General features: G+C 71.6%; 13 protein-coding genes. 9 read left to right on the top strand and 4 right to left on the bottom strand.

The genetic code is table 11. From position 1 onward, the window contains the following. The 5 genes from ACFO0C_RS04340 to ACFO0C_RS04360 form a co-directional block, all read left to right on the top strand. A partial coding sequence (locus tag ACFO0C_RS04340) for a hypothetical protein (protein ID WP_378065183.1) occupies nt 1-287 on the top strand: 287 nt, incomplete at its 5' end. A gap of 24 nt (nt 288-311) precedes the next feature. Further along, the gene (locus tag ACFO0C_RS04345; protein WP_378065184.1) at nt 312-1,259 is read left to right on the top strand and encodes an ROK family glucokinase; all 948 of its coding nucleotides are present in this window, start codon (nt 312-314) and stop codon (nt 1,257-1,259) included. A gap of 10 nt (nt 1,260-1,269) precedes the next feature. Further along, nucleotides 1,270-1,947 carry an endonuclease/exonuclease/phosphatase family protein gene (locus ACFO0C_RS04350; protein WP_378065185.1) on the top strand — a complete coding sequence of 226 codons (678 nt, stop codon included), beginning with the start codon at nt 1,270-1,272 and terminating at the stop codon, nt 1,945-1,947. Between the two features lie 25 nt (nt 1,948-1,972). Further along, nucleotides 1,973-3,292 (top strand): flavin-containing monooxygenase, encoded by a 1,320-nt coding sequence (locus ACFO0C_RS04355; protein ID WP_378065186.1) that lies wholly within the window; start codon nt 1,973-1,975, stop codon nt 3,290-3,292. Next, nucleotides 3,289-4,065, top strand: a complete 777-nt coding sequence (locus ACFO0C_RS04360) for an alpha/beta hydrolase (RefSeq protein WP_378065187.1) — start codon at nt 3,289-3,291, stop codon at nt 4,063-4,065. The genes ACFO0C_RS04355 and ACFO0C_RS04360 overlap by 4 nt, the downstream gene beginning before the upstream one ends. On the opposite strand, the gene ACFO0C_RS04365 is transcribed toward ACFO0C_RS04360, so the two are convergent. After that, nucleotides 4,048-5,475, bottom strand: a complete 1,428-nt coding sequence (locus ACFO0C_RS04365; RefSeq protein WP_378065189.1) for an alpha,alpha-trehalose-phosphate synthase (UDP-forming) — start codon at nt 5,473-5,475, stop codon at nt 4,048-4,050. The genes ACFO0C_RS04360 and ACFO0C_RS04365 overlap by 18 nt on opposite strands. 34 nt (nt 5,476-5,509) lie before the next feature. Next, complete coding sequence (locus ACFO0C_RS04370) at nt 5,510-6,307, bottom strand: DUF308 domain-containing protein (RefSeq protein ID WP_378065190.1); 798 nt, start codon at nt 6,305-6,307, stop codon at nt 5,510-5,512. Between the two features lie 142 nt (nt 6,308-6,449). Between ACFO0C_RS04370 and ACFO0C_RS04375 the strand changes: the two genes are divergently transcribed. Beyond that, nucleotides 6,450-7,124, top strand: a complete 675-nt coding sequence (locus ACFO0C_RS04375) for a lysophospholipid acyltransferase family protein (protein ID WP_378065191.1) — start codon at nt 6,450-6,452, stop codon at nt 7,122-7,124. On the opposite strand, the gene ACFO0C_RS04380 is transcribed toward ACFO0C_RS04375, so the two are convergent. Further along, nucleotides 7,121-7,798 carry a Crp/Fnr family transcriptional regulator gene (locus tag ACFO0C_RS04380; RefSeq protein WP_373871036.1) on the bottom strand — a complete coding sequence of 226 codons (678 nt, stop codon included), beginning with the start codon at nt 7,796-7,798 and terminating at the stop codon, nt 7,121-7,123. The two genes, ACFO0C_RS04375 and ACFO0C_RS04380, sit on opposite strands and share 4 nt — an antisense overlap. A gap of 248 nt (nt 7,799-8,046) precedes the next feature. Between ACFO0C_RS04380 and ACFO0C_RS04385 the strand changes: the two genes are divergently transcribed. Continuing rightward, nucleotides 8,047-8,901: a phosphotransferase enzyme family protein gene (locus ACFO0C_RS04385; protein WP_378065192.1), complete on the top strand. Its 855-nt coding sequence runs from the start codon at nt 8,047-8,049 to the stop codon at nt 8,899-8,901. Between the two features lie 22 nt (nt 8,902-8,923). Continuing rightward, nucleotides 8,924-9,442 (top strand): polyadenylate-specific 3'-exoribonuclease AS, encoded by a 519-nt coding sequence (locus ACFO0C_RS04390; protein ID WP_378065193.1) that lies wholly within the window; start codon nt 8,924-8,926, stop codon nt 9,440-9,442. Here ACFO0C_RS04390 and ACFO0C_RS04395 read toward each other — a convergent pair. Then, entirely contained in the window at nt 9,399-10,040 is a 642-nt protein-coding gene (locus ACFO0C_RS04395) for a TetR/AcrR family transcriptional regulator (protein WP_378065194.1), read from the bottom strand. The genes ACFO0C_RS04390 and ACFO0C_RS04395 overlap by 44 nt on opposite strands. A gap of 101 nt (nt 10,041-10,141) precedes the next feature. Between ACFO0C_RS04395 and ACFO0C_RS04400 the strand changes: the two genes are divergently transcribed. After that, nucleotides 10,142-11,614, top strand: coding sequence for a DHA2 family efflux MFS transporter permease subunit (locus ACFO0C_RS04400; RefSeq protein ID WP_378065195.1), 1,473 nt, complete (start codon nt 10,142-10,144; stop codon nt 11,612-11,614). Nucleotides 11,615-11,908 lie beyond the last annotated feature (294 nt).

The raw sequence follows: 11,908 nt of genomic DNA on the forward strand, positions 1-11,908 counted from the left end.
CCGGGGCGGCGGCCCGGGCCCGCGCCGCCGCCGCGGAGGAGGCCGTGGCCCGGGCGGTCGAGCAGGCCAAGGCCCGTGCGGCCGGGACTTCCGGCCATGGGGGCCGGAAACCCGCCGCTGGAGGATCTCCCCGGGGAGGCGATGTGTGGGCCATGGCCACGACGGCGGAGGTGGCCGCAGACGACGCCGCCGAGCCCCGTAGCGTGGATCATGAGCTGGGCGCTTCGGCGCCCGAGGACCGCGATCCGGGCCAGGGCGACGACGCCCGCCCCGGTGCCGCGGTGTAACTGTTTGCAGAGGGGACGGGCAGCGTGACGCTGACCATCGGAATCGACGTCGGCGGCACCAAGGTCGCCGGTGGGGTCGTCGACGAGCAGGGCAACGTGCTCGCGTCGAACCGCCGGCCGACGCCGGCGGACGACCCGGCCGGGACCCGGGACACGATCGTCGAGGTGGCCGCCGAGCTGGTGGAGCAGTACCCGGGCGCGACGGCGATCGGGATCGGCGCCGCCGCGTGGATCGACGCCTCCGGCTCGACGGTGCTGTTCGCGCCGAACCTGGCCTGGCGTGACGAGCCGCTGCGCGACTACGTGAGCAAGGCGATCGGCCTGCCCGTCGTGCTGGACAACGACGCCAACGTGGCCGCCTGGGCGGAGTTCCGGTTCGGGGTCGCCAAGCACGCCGAGTCGATGGTGATGATCACCGTGGGTACCGGCATCGGCGGCGCGATCGTGGTCGGTGGCAACCTGTGGCGCGGCGCCAACGGCATCGCCGCCGAGCTGGGTCACATCCAGTCGGTTCCGGACGGGCATCCGTGCGGCTGCGGCCGGCTCGGCTGCCTGGAGCAGTATGCGAGCGGCAACGCCCTGGTCCGTTTCGGCCGGGCCGGCGCCCGGCAGGAGCCGGAGCGGGCCGCCCAGCTGCTCGCCCTGGCCGGCGGCGACCCGCTGGCGATCACCGGCCGGCAGATCACCGAGGCGGCCCGGGCCGGCGACGGGGTCGCGATGGACGCCTTCGCCCAGGTCGGCTACTGGCTCGGGGTGGCCCTGGCCGACCTCGCGCAGAGCCTCGACCCGCAGGTCATGGTGATCGGCGGCGGCGTGATCGACGCGGGCCCGCTGCTGATGGGCCCGCTCGAGCGGACCTACCGGGAGCAACTGGCCAACCGGGACCGCTTCCCGGTGGCGGAGATCCACGCGGCCCGGATGGGCAACGCGGCCGGCGTGGTGGGCGCGGCCGACCTGGCCCGGCGCGGCTGAGGCGGCGAGGGTGTCCGGGGTTCCGCTGCGGGTGGTCAGTTACAACGTCCACGGGCTGCGGGACGACCGGGCCGCGCTGACCGGCCTGGTCCGTGACCTGGCCCCGGACGTCCTCGTCGTGCAGGAGGCGCCGCGCCGGTTCCGGTGGCGGCAGAAATGTGCCGCGCTCGCCTCCGAGACCGGTCTGGTGGTGGCCGCCGGCGGGCTGCCGTCACTGGGCAACCTCCTGCTGGTCAGCCTGCGGGTGGCGGTCCGGCGGACGTGGTGCCTGCGCTATCCGCTCACCCCGGGCCGGCACCTGCGGGGCGCCGTCTTCGCCGAGGGGGCGGTGCGCGGTGCCACCTTCACCGTCTCCGGGTCGCATCTGGCCACCGACGCGACCGAGCGGCCCGCCCAGGCGCAGTTCTGGAAAGAGGAGCTGGAGAAACTGGACGGCCCGGTGATCGTGGCAGCCGACCTCAACGAGGGGCCGGGCGGCAGCGCCTGGCGGATGGTCGAGGACGGGCTGGTCGGCTCGGCCGTGGACGAGCCCACCTTCCCGGCGGCGGTGCCGAGCCGGCGCATCGACGGGCTCTTCGTCAGCCCCGGCGTCACCATCGAACGTTACGAGATCATCTCGGCCGACCGGGCACGCGTCGCAAGTGATCACTTACCGATCGTCGCGGACCTTTTGCTCCCTTCCTCCTAGGCTCGCCGTCTGCAAGGATCGCCGGGTGCAAGACTCCCCGGACCTCGGAGACCGTGGCGGCGCCGTCTGCGTCGTCGGCGCCGGCGCCAGCGGCCTGACCGCCATCAAGAACCTGCGTGAGCTGGGCTTCGCGGTCGACTGCTACGAGCGTGAGACCTCGGTCGGCGGCGCCTGGAACTGGCGTCACGACCGCAGCCCGGTCTATGCCGGCACCCACCTGATCTCGTCGCGGCCGCTCACCGAGTTCCCCGACTTCCCGATGCCGGACACGTGGCCCGACTACCCCCACCACAGTCAGGTCCTCGAATACCTGGAGCGCTACGCGAAGCATTTCGCCCTGGGCGAGCACATCTGGTACGGCATGGAGGTCAAGTCGATCGTCCCGGCCGGCGACGGCCGCTGGGACGTGACCATCCAGTCGACCGGTGGCGGCTCGTCACGGGTGCAGCGGTACGCCGCCGTGGTGATCGCCAACGGGCACAACTGGTCGCCGGTCGTCCCGGAGATCCCCGGCGACTTCACCGGGCAGGTCATCCACGCGAGCGCCTACAAGGAGCCGTCCCGGCTGCGCGGCCGCCGGGTGCTGGTGGTCGGTGGTGGCAACACCGGCTGTGACATCGCGGTCGAGGCGGCCCAGCACGCCACCCGGGTGTGGCACTCGACCCGGCGTGGCTACTGGTACTTCCCGAAGTACCTCGGCAACCGGCCGGCCGACCAGGTCTACCACCGCCGGACGTCCACCTGGCTGCGCGATCGCCGGTTCCGCCGTACCGCCGCCGACCTGACCCGCTGGGGCGTCCCCGCGCCGGACCACGCCCCGCTGGAGAGCCACCCGATCGTCAACGGCCTGCTCCCGCACTACCTGGGGCACGGCCGGATCGAGGCGGTGCCGGACGTGACCCGCTACGACGGCGCGTCGGTGGAGCTGTCCGACGGCCGGCGGATCGAGCCGGAGCTGGTGATCACCGCGACCGGCTACCGCCCGCGGTTCGACTTCCTGGCGCCCGAGCTGCTCGACATCGACGCGGACGGCCGCCCCGACCTGCACCTGCACGCGTTCGTCCGCAAGCACCCGACGCTGGCCGTGGTCGGGCTGGTGCAACCGTCGGCCGGGTTGTTCCCGCTGGCGCACTGGCAGAGCGTGGCGGTGGCCCGCTGGCTGCGGCTGCGGGCCACCGACCCGGAGAAGGCCGCCGCGGTGCAGAAGGAGGAGTCGCAGCGCCCGCTGGCGTCCTGGTCACGCCGCAAGGTGGTGCCGACGCCGCGGCACTGGTTCGAGGTCGACCACGTCGACTACCTGAAGGCCGTGGAGAGCCTGTTGACCCGTATGGAGTCGGCGAAGTGAGTGAGCTGCTGCGTTTCGAGGACTGGTCCGACCCGGTCCCGGCGGCCGAGCGGGAGGTCGTCTCCCAGCTGCCGGACGACGACCAGGGCCGTCCGCCGCTGCTGTTCGTGCCGGGTCTCGGCCACGGCGCCTGGGCGTTCGCCGAGCACTGGATCGGGCACGCCGCGAGCCGTGGCTTCCCGGCCCACGCGGTCAACCCGCGTCCCGGCGGCGACCTGCGGGCGCAGGCGCACGACGTGGTCCAGGTGGCGGCCGGGCTGCCCCGCCAGACCGTGCTGATCGGCCACGGCACCGGCAGCCGCGTGGTGGCCCGTGCGCTGGGCCGTTACCCGGCCCGTGCGGCGGTCCTGATCGCCCCGGTGCTGGACGGCTGGGCGGCCCTGGGGGCGGCGCTGCGCAGCAACCCGGCCGGGACCGTGCCGGCACTGTTCGGTGGGCGGCTGAAGTTCTCCGGGCGGCAGCTGTTCGGTCCGGAGCTGCCGGCCGAGGAGGCGGCGGCGCACCTGGAGCGGATCGGTGCCCGGCCGCGGGCCGAGCTGTTCTCCCGCGACGGCCTGCCCGAGCCGGTCGGCGGGCCGCCCACGCTGGTGGTGGGCAGCCCCGACGACCGGGTGGTGCCGCGTCCGGCCCTGGACCGGGCGGCCGCCCGTTACGGCGGCGCTCCGCTGCTCTTCCCGGGTATGGGCCACTACCTGATGCTCGAGACGAAATGGGCCGAGCCGATCGACGCGATCCTCGACTGGCTGGACAAGGAGTTACCGCCGGCCGGATAGCGGCGGCAGCCGCTCGGCGAGGCTGCCGGTGTGATCAAGAGCGGTCAGATAGGCCCGCGCCCATGCCATGATGTCGTGGCCGGCCAGGTGCTGCCGCATGGCCGTCATCCGGGCGGTCAGGTCGGCGCTGTCCGCCTCCATGGCGCGCAGCAGGGTGTCCTTGAGCCCGTCCACGTCGTGCGGGTTCACCAGGAACGCCTGCGGGAGCTCGGCGGCCGCCCCGGCGAACTCGCTGAGCACCAGCGCGCCCGTACCGTCCTCCCGGGCGGCCACGAACTCCTTGGCCACCAGGTTCATCCCGTCCCGCAGCGGGGTCACCACCATGACGTCGGCGGTCTGGTAGAGGGCGGCCAGCTCGGCCCGGGCGAACGGCTGGTTGAGGTAGTGGATGGCGGGTTCGCCGACCCGGCCGAACTCCCCGTTGATCCGGCCGACCTCGCCCTCGATCCGGTCCCGCAGGCCCCGGTAGCTCTCCACCCGCTCCCGGCTCGGCACGGCCACCTGGACCATCACCGTGTCGCGCACCTTCACGAACCCGTCGCGCAGCAACTCGCGGTACGCCGTGAGCCGGTGCTCGATGCCCTTGGTCCAGTCGAGCCGGTCCACGCTGAGCAGCACCCGTTTCGGCTGGCCCAGGTCGTGCCGCAGCTGCCGGGCCTGGGTGACCACGTCCGGCCGGGTGGCCAGCGCCCGCATCTCGGCCATGTCGATGGAGACCGGGAACGCCCCGGTCCGCACGGTCCGCCCGTCGACGATGATGGCGTGGTCGGTTGCCTCCACCTCGAGCAGCTTCTTGGCCAGCTGGGCGACATTGTGGGCGGCCTGCTCGCGCTGGAACCCGACCAGGTCGGCTCCGAGCATCCCGCGCAGCAGCTCGACCCGGCGGGGCAACTGCATGTACAGCTCCGGCGGCGGGAACGGCACGTGCAGGAAGAAGCCGATCAGCAGGTCGGGACGCAGCTCCCGAAGCATCGCCGGCACCAGCTGGAGGTGGTAGTCCTGCACCCAGACGGCGGCACCCGGCTCGGCCACCTCGGCGGCCGCCTCGGCGAACCGCTGGTTGACCGCCCGGTACGTCTCCCACCAGCCCCGGTCGAACGTGGGCTGCTGGACGGCGTCGTGATAGAGCGGCCACAGGGTCGAGTTGGCGAACCCCTCGTAGTAGCCCCGCAGCTCCTCCTCGGTCAGCGACACGGGCCGTAACCGCAGGCTGCCGAGGTCGGGCAGGGCTGGTGCCGGGCCCACCCCGCCGGCCCAGCCGACCCAGGTGGCCGGCGTCTGCTCCAGGATCGCGTGCAGGGCGCTGGCCAGGCCACCTGGGCTGCGGCGCCACTCGCAGGCCCCGTCGGGGGCGGCGCTGTCATCCAGGGGCAGACGGTTGGCGATGACGACGAGCGAACTCTGACGCATCACCGTAGGTTACTGCTCGAACACCAACATCTGTCTATACGACAGCGCCGTCGTCGAATTCGTCGTCGTCGTCGCCGGAACGCAGCCGCCAGACCAGCGTGGCCGCCCCGGCGATGATCGAGGCGAAGCCGGCGACCATGACCAGGTTGCTGTCGATCGGGATCAGCCAGGGGAAGAGGAACAGCGTGAAACCCGCCGCGATCCCGATCAGAGCCATCACCGCGTACTTCGAGATGCGGGGCATGGGTGGGGGAGGGGGCGGGATGTACCGCTCGTCCTCGTCGTCGTCAGCGGGCAGATCGGTGCCGAACGTGTCGAGTCCGTAGAGGATCGACGGCTCGTCCTTCGGGTCGGTGCGCCGCCGGTTGTGCGGCGTGCCCTCCTCGGTGATCGAGCGGACCGGCGGAGGCGGCGGGCCCGGGTCGTCCTCGACGGCCGGCCACGGCGTGGTCTGCGGGTCGACGGTGGTGTGGAACCCCGCGATGATCTTGGCCCACTCCTCGTCCACCTCGGCCTGCGGCCGGGGCGCGGGAGCCGGTGGCGCGGGAGGGGTGGGCGGAACCCCGCCGGTCACCTTCTGCAGGTGCTCCTTGGCGGTCTCCAGATGGGTACGGTCCACGAACAGCCGATCGACCGGCCTCGCCGGCAGGGTCGTCGCGCGCAGGATCGGGTTGAGATCGGCCGTCGGCTGAAGGTACGCCGCGATCCCACCGGCCCCGAGCACGTCCAAAAGATGCTCGCCGATCCGTGGATCGACATCTCCTGCCGCCGCGAAGTCGGCGGCGTCGAGCCCGTTGTCGCGCCGCCCGCGACGGGCGCCACCCGCTGTCACCGATGCACACCCCCTTGCCGACCGTGCCTTGAATGGTGACACGGCAGGCACCCGTTGCGGGAGTGCGTTGTGGCGCGCCGCTCCCGCTTCGTACGCTTCCTGTCGCCCCGAATGCACTGTGACATCCGTTGAAAGGACGTCAGTGTTCTACTGGCTGCTGAAGTTGGTGGTCCTCGGACCGGTGTTGAAACTCGTCTTCCGCCCCAAGGTGGAGGGCCTGGAGCACGTGCCCCGTACCGGTCCCGTCATTCTCGCCTGCAACCACCTCTCGTTCTCCGACTCGATCTTCACCCCGCTGATCATGCGACGGAAAGTGACCTTCGTCGCCAAGGCCGAATACTTCACCGGCAAGGGGATCAAGGGCTGGTTCTCGCGGATGTTCTTCACCGGCGCGGGGACGATCCCGGTGGACCGTTCGGGCGGCGAGGCGGCCCAGGCGGCCCTGGACACGCTGCTGCGCGTCCTCAAGGAGGGCAACATCGCCGGCATCTACCCGGAGGGCACCCGCTCGCCGGACGGCCGGCTCTACCGCGGTAAGACCGGGGTGGCCCGGCTCGCCCTGGAGAGCGGCGCGCCGGTGGTCCCGGTGGCCCTGCTCAACACCGACGAGATCCAGCCGACCGGCACGCTGGTCCCGGCGGTGAAACGGGTGCGGATCCGGATCGGCCAGCCGCTCGACTTCTCCCGTTACGCCGACCAGCGCGGTGACCGGTTCGTCGAGCGCGCGATCACCGACGAGATCATGTACGAGCTGATGGCCCTCTCCGGCCGCGAGTACGTCGACGTCTACGCCTCGACCCTCAAGACGGCCGCCTAGCCGGTCATCCCGGCCCGCCGGCGCAGGGCCTGCACATCGGTGACGACGATGCGCCGGCCCTCGGTGCGCAGCCAGCCGCGGCTCGCGAAGGAGCCGATCGCCTGGTTGACGCTCTGCCGGGAGCCGCCGGCCATCTCGGCGAGCTGGCTCTGGTTGAGCTCGATGGTGATCATCGGCGCCTGGCTCTCGCCGGAGAGCCGGACCAGGGTCTTGGCCACCCGGCCGGGCAGGTCGAGGAAGACGTGATCGGCGTTCTGCTCGGTGAGCCGGCGGATCAGGCCGCCGACCGAGCGCATCACCGCGTCCAGGATGCGCGGGTTGGAGTGCACCAGCTCCATGAAGGCGACCCGGGACAGCGACAGCGCCTGCGAGTCCTCGATGGCCTCGGCGGAGGCGCTGCGGGTCGAGGCGTCCAGCAGGGACACCTCACCGAGCACGTCGGGCGGGCGGACCACGGTGAGGACCGCGCGCTCGCCGGTCGGGGCGGTCCGGAAGACGGCGACGGCGCCCCGCTTCATGATGATCAGCGAGTCGCCGGGGTCGTGCTCGACGAAGAGGATCTGCCCCTTGCGGTAATGGCGTGGGACGGCCGCGGCGATGACGCGCTGCCGCACCTCCGGCTCGAGACCGGCGAACATGTCCACGCCGGTGAGTGCGTCGCCGGGATCCGGCATGCGATGGTCCACGGCGCTATCCCCTCCCCCGGTGAGGACACGCCGACGACAGACGGCGCCGGCCCCACGACGCGAACGATCACTCTTAGCACGAAGCGTGCTCCAAACGCCATTTTCAAAACGGACATCGAAGCCTGCCTCGTACGATCATGTCCCTTCGGTAGCGTTCTGTAAACCGTCAATCTCTCTGAGTTACTGTCGCCCTGTCTGTCCGTCGCATTGGCGGCAAGTGTCGAGATAATCCCGCGGTGCCGGATGATGACTTTCTTCGATCGACTCTGCGCGACCAGTGGCACCTTCTCCCGTCCGAGATGATCGAGCTCCCGCTGACGCTGATGTCGCGCGGCTGGGAGTTCGCCGCGGGCGGCGGGCGCTTCGTGGCCCGGCTGACCGAGATCGGCGCCCGGCACCGGATGGAGGCCGGGCTGGCCGTCGCGATGTACCTGCGCGGGCGGTGGGTGGACGCGGGCGAGCCGGTCCGCACCCTCGGCGGGGCACTGACCGTGGCCACCCCGTACGGTGCGCTCGCCGTCCTGCGCCGCCTCCCGGGGCGTCGTCTCGACGGACGGGACCCGGTTGATCAGCAGTGGTGGGGGGAGCGCCTGGGCGCCGTACACCGTGCTCTCCAGGGTTTTCGTCATCCCGGCCTGCGGCCGTGGCAGGTCCTGGACCCGGACGCCTCGCATCTTGACGCGGAGCCCTGGCTCCGCGGGACGGTGACCGCCGCGCTCACCGCCGCCACCCGGCTCACCGTGACCGACCATCTCACCTCGGGTGTCCTGCACGGCGACCCGGCACCGGAGATGTTCGTGCTGGATCCGTCGACCGGCCGTTCCGGGCTGCTCTTCTGTGGTGCCGGCGGGACCGGGCCGCTCGTCTACGACGTGGCCGCCGCCGTCGCCTACGCAGGCGGGCCCGAGCACGCCGGTGAGTTCCTCGACGGGTACCGCGCGGCCGGGCCGGTCGGCGCCGACGAACTGGAGGCCGCCCTGCCGGTGCTGCTGCGGCTGCGGTGGGCGGTGCACGCCGATCTGGCCGCCCGCTACGACTGCCCGCAGGGGCTCGGGGTCGCCAGGGAGGCCCTGGAGTCCATGCCCGGATGACGATGGGCGAGGATGGACCCCGATGCCATATCGCTATTTCTATGACTGCGAGTTCATCGAGGACGGCCGGATCGTCGACCTCGTCTCGATCGGTGTCGTCGACGAGTTCGGCCGCGAGTTCTACGCGGTCAGCACCGAGTTCGACGACTCCCGGGCCGTGCCGTGGGTGCGCCGCAACGTCCTGGACAAGCTCCCCTCCCCGTCGGACAGGGCGTGGCGCAGCCGTGAGCGGATCCGCGAGGACCTCTACGAGTTCCTGAGCGAGCCGATCCGCGGCCGGGGCGAGCAGATGGAGCTCTGGGCGTGGTATGCGGCGTATGACCACGTGGCGCTCGCCCAGTTGTGGGGCGCGATGCCGGCCCTGCCCCGGGAGATCCCGCGGTTCACCAAGGACCTGCGCCAGCGGTGGGACGATCTGGGCCGCCCGCACCTGCCCGAGATGGCCGGCCGGCACGACGCGCTGGTCGACGCCCGGCACAACCTGGCCCGGTGGAACGCTATGACCGCGAAGAGCGCATCGGGGGGACACAGCCCCGCATGACGGCCTGGACGTCGGTGTCGGTCGGCTCGGTGCCGAGTGTCCCGTTGTCCGGCCGCGCCCGCAGGCCGTCGATCACCAGCTCCAGGTAGCGCTCGTAGAGGCCCGGCCGGCACCCCTCGCTGTGCTGGGCCATTTCGGTCACCATCGCCATGATGATCGGGAAGTCGTGGAACCCGGCGTCGAGCCGTAGCGTGCCCTCGGCGTGCGCCCGCTCCATCAGTTGCTCCAGCAGCGGCACGATCTGCTCACCGGCCTGCTTGAAATGCTGCTCGCCCATGCTCAGGGCGGCGTCGCGCAGCCCGCGGTCGGCGGCGTGCCAGCGCGCCGACGTGCGCAGGAAACCGGTCAGCCCCTCCCAGGCGGAGGGTGCCGTGAGCGCCTCCTCGGCCAGCGTGACCAGGTCCTCCAGTCGGTCGGTGAAGACCGCGTCGATCAGCTCCTCCTTGGTCGGGAAGCGCCGGTAGACGGTGCCCACGCCGACGCCCGCGTGATGGGCCACGTCGTCCAGGGTGGCGGCGAATCCCCTGGTCGCGAAGACCTCGCCGGCGGCCTCGACGATCCGCTCCCGGTTGCGCTGTGCGTCACGGCGAAGTGGCATGTGGCCAAGCCTACAACTAAGCGGAGGCAACTCCTCAACTTCTGCTGCTAGCCTGCCGAAGTGGAGGACAGACCTCAACTTAGCTCCGGAAGGCTCCGCCCATGAGCAGCACCGTTATTGATCGGCCACAGCCCGTACAACGTGAGAGCGGGCGCTGGTGGGCGCTCGTGGTGCTGGCACTGGCCCAGCTGATGGTGGTGCTGGACGCCACGATCGTGAACATCGCGCTGCCCACCGCCCAGGCCGACATCGGGTTCTCCGACGCCGACCGGCAGTGGGTCGTCACCGGTTACGCGCTGGCCTTCGGCAGCCTGCTCCTGCTCGGCGGCCGGCTCTCCGACTTCTTCGGCCGCAAGCGGATGTTCCTCATCGGCCTGATCGGGTTCGCCCTGGCCTCGGCGCTCGGCGGTGCCGCCACCAGCCTGGAGATGCTGATCGTGGCCCGCGCGCTGCAGGGCGCCTTCGGTGCGGCGCTGGCCCCGGCCGCCCTGTCGCTGCTCTCCACCACGTTCACCGAGCCCGCCGAGCGCGGCAAGGCGTTCGGCATCTTCGGCGCCATCTCCGGTGCCGGCGGCGGTATCGGCCTGCTGCTCGGCGGCGTCCTCACCGAGTACGCCTCCTGGCGCTGGTGCCTCTACGTCAACCTGGTGATCGCCGCGATCGCGGTGGCCGGCGCCATGCTCAAGCTCAAGGACGAGCCGGTCGCGGCCCACGGCAGGATCGACATCCCGGGTACGGTCACCGCCGTCGTCGGCCTCGTCGGCCTGGTGTACGGCCTCGGCAAGGCGGAGACCGACGGCTGGACCGCGGGCTGGACCCTCGGCCCGATCGCCGTCGGCGTGGTCGCCCTCATCGCGTTCGTGCTGATCGAGCGCCGGGTGGAGAGCCCGCTGCTCCCGCTGCGCGTCGTCCTGGACCGCAACCGCGGCGGCTCCTACGCCTCGATCGCGATCGCCGGTGCCGGCATGTTCGGCATCTTCCTGTTCCTGACCTACTTCCTGACCACGGTGCTCCAGTTCACTCCGGTCAAGACCGGCCTGGCGTTCCTGCCGATGCTCGGTTCGGTCATGCTCACCGCCACCACCGCCGGCTCGTTCCTCGCCCCGAAGGTCGGACCGCGCCCGCTCGTCCCGGTCGGCGCCCTGGTCGCGGCCGGCGGCATGCTCTTCCTGACCCGCCTCGACCTCGACTCCACCTACGCCGGCGGCGTACTCCCCGGCCTGATCATCATCGGTCTCGGCCTCGGCCTGGTCTTCGCACCCACCCAGAACGCCGCCACCGCCGGCGTCGAACACCGCGACGCCGGCGTCGCCTCCGCGATGATCAACACGGTCCAGCAGATCGGTGGCTCGATCGGTACCGCGCTGCTCAGCTCCTTCTACGCCACCGCGATCACCGACTACATGGCCGGCAAGCCGGCCTCGGCCCAGCCGATGGCCCTGATCAGCGGATACCACACGGTCTTCTGGTGGTCGGCCGGCTTCTTCGTGCTCGCCGCCGTGGTCGCCGCGTTCCTCTTCCGCACCGGCCCGCTCGACGTCGACCCGGACGCACCGCCCGCGATGGCCCACTGACCTCTCCGGCACGGACCTTCTGCGGCACGGACCTTTTCTGGTACGGACCAGGGCCGTCCAACCGCAACCACACCTGCCACACCTACGACGCCAGGCAGGCGGGCCGTCCGGACCTCCCGGCGACCGCCGGGCCGAATGCGTCCCGCACCGCTACACCCCTCCCGGAACCGGGCCGGTCTCATGGGCGACTTCGCCAGTGGGACCGGCCCGGTTCCGATGGGACCGGCGGTGCCGCCCACCGCGGCGGTCTCCGTGCTCGATCTTGGCCACTTTTCCACCGTTTTCGGTGGTCAG

Source organism: Actinoplanes subglobosus (genome assembly GCF_042650585.1).
GTDB lineage: Bacteria > Actinomycetota > Actinomycetes > Mycobacteriales > Micromonosporaceae > Actinoplanes > Actinoplanes subglobosus.